Annotated in this window: 7 protein-coding genes; 3 read left to right on the top strand and 4 right to left on the bottom strand. The window is 67.1% G+C overall.

Annotated elements, in window-relative coordinates:
- On the top strand, positions 1-1007 hold a 1007-nt coding region (locus tag ACYP33_RS26540), incomplete at its 5' end, for a M24B family metallopeptidase (protein WP_459624532.1).
- A 13-nt stretch (positions 1008-1020) separates the two neighbouring features.
- Positions 1021-1644: an HAD family hydrolase gene (locus ACYP33_RS26535; protein WP_459624531.1), complete on the top strand. Its 624-nt coding sequence runs from the start codon at positions 1021-1023 to the stop codon at positions 1642-1644.
- An 89-nt stretch (positions 1645-1733) separates the two neighbouring features.
- Here the strand turns inward: ACYP33_RS26535 and ettA are convergent, their stop codons facing one another.
- The 4 genes from ettA to ACYP33_RS26515 all read right to left on the bottom strand — a co-directional run bounded on the left by ettA (position 1734) and on the right by ACYP33_RS26515 (position 5761).
- Entirely contained in the window at positions 1734-3401 is a 1668-nt protein-coding gene (ettA, locus tag ACYP33_RS26530; protein WP_414450437.1) for an energy-dependent translational throttle protein EttA, read from the bottom strand.
- A 374-nt stretch (positions 3402-3775) separates the two neighbouring features.
- Entirely contained in the window at positions 3776-4870 is a 1095-nt protein-coding gene (gene ychF, locus ACYP33_RS26525) for a redox-regulated ATPase YchF (RefSeq protein WP_414443800.1), read from the bottom strand.
- Between the two features lie 270 nt (positions 4871-5140).
- Positions 5141-5506, bottom strand: a complete 366-nt coding sequence (locus tag ACYP33_RS26520; RefSeq protein ID WP_459624530.1) for a hypothetical protein — start codon at positions 5504-5506, stop codon at positions 5141-5143.
- Positions 5507-5635: 129 nt separating this feature from the next.
- Positions 5636-5761: a hypothetical protein gene (locus ACYP33_RS26515; protein WP_414443802.1), complete on the bottom strand. Its 126-nt coding sequence runs from the start codon at positions 5759-5761 to the stop codon at positions 5636-5638.
- A gap of 320 nt (positions 5762-6081) precedes the next feature.
- Here ACYP33_RS26515 and ACYP33_RS26510 point away from each other — a divergent pair.
- Positions 6082-6363, top strand: a 282-nt coding sequence (locus ACYP33_RS26510) for an FAD-binding protein (protein WP_459624528.1), incomplete at its 3' end; no start/stop codon positions are given.

Genomic DNA, 6363 nt, shown 5'->3' with positions numbered 1-6363 from the left:
CGCTGCCGGCCGGCAGCGCGCTGCTGATCGACCCGCGCCGCGTGACGTTCGGTACGCTGGAGGCGGTGCCCGAGGCGGTGCGCCGCGTCGAGGCCGTCAACCCGTCGACGTTCGCGAAGTCGCGCAAGACCCCCGCCGAGATCGAGCACGTGCGCGCGACGATGGCGCAGGACGGCGCGGCGCTGGCCGAATTCTTCGCCTGGTTCGAGGCCGCGCTCGGGCACGAAACGCTGACCGAGCTGACCATCGACGAGCAACTGACGGCCGCCCGCGCGCGCCGGCCCGGCTTCGTTTCGCCGAGTTTCGCGACGATCGCCGGCTTCAACGCGAACGGCGCGATGCCGCATTACCGCGCGACGCCCGAATCGCACGCGACCATCGAAGGCGACGGCCTGCTGCTGATCGATTCGGGCGGCCAGTTCGTCGGCGGCACCACCGACATCACGCGCGTCGTGCCGGTGGGCACGCCGAGCGAGGCGCAGTGCCGCGATTTCACGATCGTGCTGAAGGCGATGATCGCGCTGTCGCGAGCCAAGTTCCCGCGCGGCATCCGTTCGCCGATGCTCGATGCGATCGCACGCGCGCCGATGTGGGCGGCCGGGCTCGATTATGGCCACGGTACCGGCCACGGCGTGGGCTACTTCCTGAACGTGCACGAAGGCCCGCAGGTGATCTCGCACTACGCCGCCGCCGATCCGCACACGGCGATGGAAGAGGGCATGATCACCTCGAACGAGCCGGGCGTATATCGCCAGGGCCAATGGGGCGTGCGCATCGAGAACCTGGTCGTGAACCGCGCGGCCGGGCAGACCGAATTCGGCGATTTCCTCGATTTCGAGACGCTGACGCTGTGCCCGATCGACACGCGCTGCGTGCTGGCCGAGTTGCTCGACGCCGGCGAGCGCGCGTGGCTCGACGCGTATCACGCGACGGTACGCGAACGGGTCGGCCCGCTCGTGACGGGCGCCGCCCGCGCGTGGCTCGACGCGCGCACTCAGCCGCTGTAAGGCCGCGCCAGCCATGACGATCCGGGCTGTGGTGTTCGATTTCGGCGGCGTGCTGATCGATTGGAGTCCCGATTATCTGTATCGCCAACTGATCGCCGATCCGGTGGAACGGCGGCGTTTCCTGACCGACGTGTGCGGGATGGATTGGGTGGTCCGGCAGGACGCCGGCCAGACGATCGCGGCGGGCACGGCCGAGAAGGTGGCCGCGTTTCCCGAGCACGCGGTGCTGATCGAGGCGTTCTATGCGCGCTGGCCCGAGATGATCGCGGGCGCGTTCGACGACGGCGTAGCGCTGGTCGAGCGGCTGGAGGCCGCCGGCGTGCCGCTGTTCGGGCTGACCAACTGGTCGGCCGAAACCTTCCCGTATGCGTGGGAGCGCTACGCGGTGCTGCGGCGCTTTCGCGACGTGGTGGTGTCGGGCCGGGTGGGGCTCGCCAAGCCCGATCCGGCGATCTATCGCGAGATGTTCGCGCGCATCGCGGCGCAGTTGCCCGGCATCGCGCCCGAACAACTCGTGTTCATCGACGACAATCCGCACAACGCCGCCGCCGCGAGCGCGCTTGGCTGGCACGGCATCCATCACACCGGCGTGGCCTCGACCGAGGCGCGCCTGCGCGAACTGGGCGTGGCGGCCTGAACGAGCCTGAACCGGTCGCGCGCATGAAAAAAGCGGGCAAGATGCCCGCTTTTTTTCGTCCGCCGCTCTTGCCGCGGCGCAGTGCGTGATCAGCGGCTGATCGGCTTGAAGCGGATTCGCTTCGGCTTGGCGCCTTCTTCGCCGAGGCGCGCGCGCTTGTCGGCTTCGTATTCCTGATAGTTGCCGTCGAAGAACACCGCTTGCGAATCGCCTTCGAACGCGAGGATGTGCGTCGCGATCCGGTCGAGGAACCAGCGATCGTGCGAGATCACCATGACCGAGCCGGCGAATTCGAGCAGCGCGTCTTCGAGCGCGCGCAGCGTTTCGACGTCGAGGTCGTTCGACGGTTCGTCCAGCAGCAGCACGTTGCCGCCCGCGATCAGCGTCTTGGCCAGATGCAGCCGGCCGCGCTCGCCGCCCGACAGGTTGCCGACGATCTTCTGCTGGTCGCCGCCCTTGAAGTTGAAGCGGCCGATGTAGGCGCGCGACGGCGTTTCGTAGCGGCCCACCGTCAGCACGTCGGCGCCGCCCGAGATTTCCTCGAATACGGTCTTGTCGCTGGCCAGCGCGTCGCGGCTTTGATCGACATAGGCGAGCTTGACGGTCGGGCCGTGCACGATTTCGCCCGAATCCGGCGTTTCCTTGCCCGTCAGCATGCGGAACAGCGTCGACTTGCCGGCGCCGTTCGGGCCGATGATGCCGACGATCGCGCCGGCCGGGATCTTGAAGCTCAGGTCGTCGATCAGCAGGCGATCGCCATAGGCCTTGCTGACGTTCTTGAACTCGATCACTTCATTGCCGAGCCGCTCGCCGGCCGGGATGAAGATTTCCTGCGTTTCGTTGCGCTTCTGGTATTCCTGGCTGCTCAGTTCCTCGAAGCGGGCGATACGCGCCTTCGATTTCGCCTGACGGCCCTTCGGGTTCTGGCGCACCCACTCCAGTTCCTTCTTGATCGCCTTCTGGCGCGCCGATTCGGTCGCCTCTTCCTGCTTCAGGCGGTCTTCCTTCTGGTCGAGCCAGCTCGAATAGTTGCCCTTCCAGGGGATGCCGTGGCCACGGTCGAGTTCGAGAATCCACTCGGCGGCGTTGTCGAGGAAGTAGCGATCGTGGGTGACGGCCACCACGGTGCCCGGGAAGCGCGTCAGGAATTGTTCGAGCCACTCGACCGATTCGGCGTCCAGGTGGTTGGTCGGTTCGTCGAGCAGCAGCATGTCGGGCTTTTCGAGCAGCAGCTTGCACAGCGCGACGCGGCGCTTTTCACCGCCCGACAGGTGTTCGATCTTCGCGTCCCAGGCCGGCAGGCGCAGCGCGTCGGCCGCGATTTCGATCTGCTGCTCGGGGCTGCCGCCATCGGCCGTGGCGAGGATCGCTTCGTACTTGGCCTGTTCGGCGGCCAGCGCGTCGAAGTCGGCGTCCGGTTCGGCGTAGGCCGCGTAGATCTCGTCGAGCTTCTTCTGCGCGCTGAACACGTCGCCGAGGCCTTCTTCCACCGCCTCGCGCACCGTCTTGCTCGGATCGAGCTGCGGTTCCTGCGACAGGTAGCCGATGTTCAGGTTCGGCATCGGCGTGGCTTCGCCTTCGATGTCCTTGTCGACGCCCGCCATGATGCGGATCAGCGTCGATTTGCCCGAGCCGTTCAGGCCGAGCAGGCCGATCTTCGCGCCGGGGAAGAACGACAGCGAGATGTCTTTGAGGATCTGGCGCTTGGGCGGCACGATCTTGCCGACCCGGTTCATCGTGAATACGTATTGGGCCATTTGCGTCGATGGAACTCTTGAAGGTTGAGGCGCCGCCGGCCGCGCTGCGCGCGAGGCGGGCGACGGAGGGGCCGATCGGGACTGGGCGCCGCGCGCATTGCCGCGGCGTGGCCGCGCGCGTGCGCGGCGAGACCGCGTATTGTACTTCGCGAGGCGCGGCCGCCGCGAGCGCGCCGAAGCGGGGCGCGAACGCCGTGTGTCTGCGTGGCCGACGCGGCTCGCGATCGTGTTCACCTGCGCGGTTTTTCATGCCGGGGCAGGCACTTGAGTGCATGCCATCGTCGGAAACAAAAAGCCCGCGAGCGGCGTGCACCGTTCGCGGGCTTGAAGCGGGTTGCGCGGGGCTGTCGAGGCCCGGCGTGTCCGATCCGACCTTAGACGTTGAACAAAAAGTTCATCACATCGCCGTCATGGACGATGTATTCCTTGCCTTCCGCCCGCATCTTGCCGGCTTCCTTCGCACCCTGTTCGCCCTTGAACGCGACGTAGTCGTCGAAGCCGATCGTCTGCGCGCGAATGAAGCCGCGCTCGAAATCGGTGTGGATCGCGCCGGCCGCCTGCGGGGCGGTGTCGCCGACGTGGATCGTCCAGGCGCGCACTTCCTTCACGCCGGCCGTGAAATACGTCTGCAGGCCGAGCAGCTTGAAGCCCGCGCGGATCACGCGGTCGAGGCCCGGCTCGTTCATGCCCATGTCGGCGAGGAACGCTTCCTTGTCCTCGTCGTCGAGATCGGCGATTTCCGCCTCGATCGCCGCGCACACCGCGACCACCGGTGCCTTCTCGGCTTCCGCGTACTTGCGCACGGCGTCGAGGTGCGGGTTGTTTTCGAAACCGTCGTCCTTGACGTTCGCCACGTACATCGCCGGCTTGGCGGTGATCAGGCAGAACGGCTTCAGGATCGCCTGCTCGTCGTCCGACAGATCGAGGCCGCGCACGGCCTTGCCCTGGTCGAGCTGCGCACGAACCTTCTCCATCACGGCCGCGAGCTTCGCCGCGTCCTTGTCGTTGCCCGACTTCGCGGCCTTCGAGTAGCGGTTCAGCGCCTTCTCGACGGTGGCCAGGTCGGCCAGCGCGAGTTCGGTGTTGATGACTTCGATGTCGTCGAGCGGGCTTACGCGGCCGGCCACGTGGATCACGTTTTCGTCTTCGAAGCAGCGCACGACGTGCGTGATCGCGTCGGTTTCGCGGATGTTCGCGAGGAACTGGTTGCCCAGGCCTTCACCCTTGCTGGCGCCCGCCACGAGGCCCGCGATGTCGACGAACTCGACCACGGCCGGCACGATCCGCTCGGGCTTCACGATGGCCGCGATCGCCTTCAGGCGGCCGTCCGGCACTTCGACCACGCCGACGTTCGGCTCGATCGTGCAGAACGGGTAGTTCTCGGCGGCGATGCCGGCCTTGGTCAGCGCGTTGAACAGGGTGGACTTGCCGACGTTCGGCAGGCCGACGATGCCGCATTTGAGGCTCATGGAAAACCTTTCTGGATCAGATGTTGGGTGCTTGCGCGGGGCGCGGCTGGCGGCATGACGCGGCGCTCGGGCCGGCGGTCTGGCGCGGAGGCTGCCCGCGAAAACGGCAATTGTATCGCGTTCGGATCACGGGATTTCAAGCGGGCGCGCCGAACGGCGGCGCGGCAGGCGCCCGATGCACGGCGGGTGGGAGGATCGGCAGGGACCGAAACGCCGACGGCGGCCAGGCGCCGCCGGCAGCGCAACCGGGCCGCAGCGGCCCGGCGCAGGTCAGTCGGCGATCCGGCGATCGGCCAGCGCGGCGCGGCAGTCGCCCATCACGAGCGAGACGAGGCGCGACTGCGCGTCGAGATCTTCGGTATCGATGATTTCCTCGACGGCGTCGCGCGCCCACGGCGTTTCGACGAAATCGGCATGCCGCTTCGCGATGTCGAGCGCCGTGGCGGCGAGCTTCGCGATGCAGAGCCAGTCGGCGTCGCGCAGATGGCGGTCGAGCCACTTGTGCGCTGCTTGAACCTGGAAGGTGGCGGACGGCCAGGATTCGTTCAGATAGAACGCGCCGAGATTGCCGACCGTGAGCCAGCACAGCAGCTCGACACGATCATGTTGGGTGAGGCTGGGATGTAGGTCGCTCATGGCCATGCTCGAGATGGGGTTGAGACTCGCTTTCCGTCACCGGTGCAACGCGGGGCCGACGAATCAACAATAGCACGCCATGAACGGCTTCACGCAAGCCGGGAATCGCCCGACCCGCGTGAACCCTGATCAATATCGGTAGTAATCGTGATGGTGGTGATAGCCGCCACCGTCCGGCACGACGATGCAGCCACTCAGGGTGGTGCCGAGCAGGACGGCGAGCGAGGCAAGAATCGCGATGCGCTTGAGCTTCATGGTGGATCTCCTTCGGTGTTCGTTCATCGATGGAGCCGACTGTAGCGGCGCAGGGCATGACAAGCGGTATGCGTTTGTAAGGAAACGTGTGGCCTGTAATGCTCGTGCCCCGTTCGAGCGGGCAGCGTCGCGCAGGCGGTTACGGATGAAATGGTTCCGGATCGGAGAAGGGCGGTGATGGGCCGATTCGGGCGGCGATGCGTGCGTTCGGACAGGGTTTGTCCGTGTCGGAGCGGCGCGACAGTGCGTGCCCGGCATGCGTTGCCGGGCTGATCTTCCGCAAGCCGGCGTCGCATGGCGAACCCGGCCCCGCAGCTATAATGCGCGCCATGACAGCCCATCCTCAGACCTTCGACGTCGCCGTGGTCGGCGGCGGCCTTGTCGGCAAGACCGCCGCGCTCGCGATGACGCAGGCGGGCCTCAAGACGGCGCTGCTCGCGCAGCCCGCCGCGCCGCGCGCGGCCGGCACGCCGTTCGACGCGCGCGTCTACGCGCTGTCGTCGAGCTCGCAGGCGCTGCTCGAACGGCTGCGCGTCTGGCAGGCGCTCGATCCGGCCCGGCTCGCGCCCGTCCACGACATGCGCGTGTACGGCGACGCGCAG

This window comes from Burkholderia sp. 3C, assembly GCF_054589155.1.
This window is presented reverse-complemented; position numbering and strand designations above follow the sequence as displayed.